The sequence below is a fragment of the Thioalkalivibrio sp. ALE19 genome (genome assembly GCF_000428605.1).
Taxonomy (GTDB): Bacteria; Pseudomonadota; Gammaproteobacteria; order Ectothiorhodospirales; family Ectothiorhodospiraceae; genus Thioalkalivibrio.
Genome location: NZ_AUAG01000055.1, coordinates 1 through 3,230 on the forward strand (window position 1 = coordinate 1; position 3,230 = coordinate 3,230).

Sequence of the window (3,230 nt, forward strand, 5' to 3'; positions counted from 1 at the left end):
CGGTAGGAGGCCGGCCCTCCGGCTGATCATGTTCGACGCCCGATCGGCCAGGGGGCTGGCCTCCTACGCGGGGGCAATGCCCCGGGGCGCATGACGTTGTTCGAGGGCGGCGGGCGCCGTGCGCATAATCGGGATACATCGACCGAATGCCCGCGCGAGGTAAACCGACCCCCATGGCGACCGTGAAAAGCACCTGCTACGAATGCGACGCCAACTGCGCGATCGACGTGACCCTGGACAACGCCGGCGAGCCGGTGAAGATCGACGGCCCCGACTGTCCGCGCTGCTACGTCCAGCTGGATCGCCGTAACCATCCCGAACGCCTGCTCTACCCGCTACGGCGCACCGGACCGCGCGGCAGCGGCAAGTTCGAGCGCATCTCCTGGGACGAGGCGCTGGACACCATCGCCGAGCGCCTGCGCGCGACCCGCGAGGAGCACGGTGCCCCGGCGGCCGCGTTCTTCGCCGGCTACACCAAGGAGGCGCGGCCGCAGCTGCAGCGCCTGGCGCATGCCTTCGGCTCGCCCAACTACCTGACCGAGAGCGGCTGCTGCTTCTCGGCCACCAAGGTGGCGGAGGAGGTGACCTTCGGCACCAGGATCAAGACCTCCTCCACCGTGGCCTCGGATGCGACGCGCTGCCTGCTGGTGTGGTCCACCAACCCGCGCGGGTCCATCCCGCCGTTCCATCAGCATGCGCTGGCCGCGGCGCGCCCCGGCTGCGCCACGGTGGTGGTCGACCCGCGCGTGACCCCGCTGGCGGAGCAGGCCGAGGTGCACCTGCAGATCCGTCCGGGCACCGACGGGGCGCTGGCGCTGGGCATGCACCACCTGATCTTCGAGAACGGCTGGCAGGATCAGGCCTTCCTCGACGAATGGGGCAACGGGGTGGAGGCCTTTCGCGAATACGTGGCCGGATTCCCGCCGGAGCGGGTGGCGGCGATCTGCGGCATCGAGGAGGACGATCTGAGGCGCGCCGCCGAGCTCTACGCGAGCCGCGCCCCGGCGCAGATCATGCTCTCGCCCACCGCCACCGTGCAGCATTCCAACGGCTTCCAGAATCACCGCGCGGTGACCCTGCTGGCGGCGGTCACCGGCAACATCGACCGCGAGGGTGGCAACCGCTTCTTCAACGACAAGGTCACGCCGAAGCCGATCGACCTGTTCGACCACTGCAAGGAAAACCTGCCGCCGCGCATCGGCGACGAGACCTTCCCGGTGTGGACGGCCCACTGGCCGGCGGCGCAGAGCATGCTGCTGCCGGACGCGATCCTCGACGGCCGGCCGCAGCAGGTTCGCTCGCTGCTGGCGATGGGCATCAACACCGCCATGTGGCCGAACTCGAAGCGCATGGAACAGGCGCTGGGCGCGCTGGATTTCTTCGCCGTGTCGGACTTTTTCCACAACCCGGCCACGCGCATGGCGGACATTGTGCTGCCGGCCGCCACCAGCCTCGAACGCCCGGCGCTGATCGCCTATCCCGGCTGCAACTTCCGTGGCGAGCTGCGTTACCGGCATCAGGCGGTGGCCCCGCGCGGCGAGGCACGCGCCGACGCCGAGGTGTTCCTCGAGCTGGGCGTGCGCCTCGGGATGGCGGAGCAGTTCTGGAACGGCGACCTGGAGGCCAGTTGGGCCGAGGCCGCCGACGGCATCCCCGAGACCATCCGAGAGCAGGTGTACAACGACCCGGACGGCGTGACCGTGTTCGCGAAGGCGCTGGATGATCTGGTCGAGCACGGCTTCGAGGAGGGTGACCGCCAGTACCGGCTGCACGGCTTCCGCACGGTCAGCGGCAAGGTGGAATTCGACGCCGCCGAGCTGCGCGAGGCCGGGCACGACGGCCTGCCGGTCTGGCGCGAGCCGGCCGAGAGCCCGCTGTCCACGCCGGAGCTGGCGCGCGACTATCCGCTGGTGCTGACCAGCGGCGCGCGCCACAAGCACGCCACCCACTCGCAGCACCAGTATCTGGAGCGCATGCGTCGGGCGATGCCGGAGCCGCTGGTGGAGCTGCACCCGCAGGACGCCGCGGCGCGCGGCATCGCCGATGGCGACACCGTGGAGGTGCGCTCGCCGCGCGGGCGGGTCGCCTTCGTGGCGAAGGTCACCGACCGCATCAAGCCCGGTGTGGCGCACTGCCAGCACGGCTGGAACCATGCCAACATCAACGAACTGACCGACGACCGCAACCTCGACCCGATCAGCGGCTTCCCCGCGTTCAAGTCGCTGCTGTGCGAGGTGGAACGCCTGCGCGCCGGGCACGAAGAACGCCTGCCGGAGGCGGGCTGACGTGCCGTTCGTTGGTGTCCTGCCCGAGCGTCGGCACATCTTCCGGCCCGAGCCGCGCCGCGAGGTGGCGGTGTCCGATGCCGCCGCCTGGCGCCTGAACCCGGGCCATCGGCATGTCTACGACAAGCTGCGCCTGGCCCTGGATGCGGGCCTGACGGCCGCGCCCTGTGGGGTCGCGCCCACGGACCTGGGACTGGCGGCGGCGGACACGGTGTTCGTGAAGCCGATCACCAACCTCGCCGGTATGGGGCTGGATGCCCGTGCCCTGCCCGCCGGCGAGGTGCCGGCCGAGCCCGGCAGCTTCTGGTGCCAGCGCCTGGAGGGGACGCACACCAGCACCGACTGCCTGGTGGAGAACGGCGAGGTGCGCTGGTTCGCCCACACCCGTGGATCGGACGAAAAGGACGCCGCGCGCCCGATCTACTGGGAGGTCGGCGCCGCCGTGCCCGAGGTGGAGCCGTGGATCGCCGACTGGGTGCGGCGCAACCTGGCTGGCTACAGCGGCATCTGCAATATCGAGCTGATCGGCGGGCGGCCGATCGAGGCCCATCTGCGCGGCTCCAACGGCTTCTTCGACTTCTACGGCCCGGCGTTCATCCCCGCCTGGGTCGCGCTGGCGGACGGCGAACCGTTCACGCCACCGCCGCCGATCCCCGGTGGCTACATCATCTCGGTCTTCGGCGAGTTCGAACTGACCGATGCCGATTTTCGCGCCGCCGAAGACGCCGGCGTTGACCTGAAGCCCGATCCCTCAACCCCGGGCCGATCCGCCATCTTGCGCAGCGCGGATCGCGACGCCGGCTTCGCCCTCTACCGCCGCCTCACCGGCCAGCCCGGCCCCGAATAGAAACGCCGGATCGCGCAGAGGGCTGCGCTCCTGATATGGATTGACCTGTCAACGGTTGGCTGTAGTGTTCGATCGAGACCTCCTGTTTTCCATGCCTT

The 3,230-nt window shown here is 70.1% G+C and carries 2 protein-coding genes; both read left to right on the forward strand.

Annotation, left to right across the window (positions count from 1 at the left end; translation table 11 throughout):
• Positions 1 to 173 precede the first annotated feature (173 nt).
• Positions 174 to 2,285 (forward strand): molybdopterin-dependent oxidoreductase, encoded by a 2,112-nt coding sequence (locus F787_RS0113880; RefSeq protein ID WP_028492569.1) that lies wholly within the window; start codon positions 174 to 176, stop codon positions 2,283 to 2,285.
• Position 2,286: 1 nt separating this feature from the next.
• Positions 2,287 to 3,132, forward strand: coding sequence for a hypothetical protein (locus F787_RS0113885; RefSeq protein WP_028492570.1), 846 nt, complete (start codon positions 2,287 to 2,289; stop codon positions 3,130 to 3,132).
• The last annotated feature ends 98 nt before the right edge of the window (positions 3,133 to 3,230 follow it).

Excerpts from the sequence above, each read along its gene's own strand:
- F787_RS0113880 (WP_028492569.1), top strand. The coding sequence starts at position 174 with ATGGCGACCGTGAAAAGCACCTGCTACGAATGCGACGCCAACTGCGCG.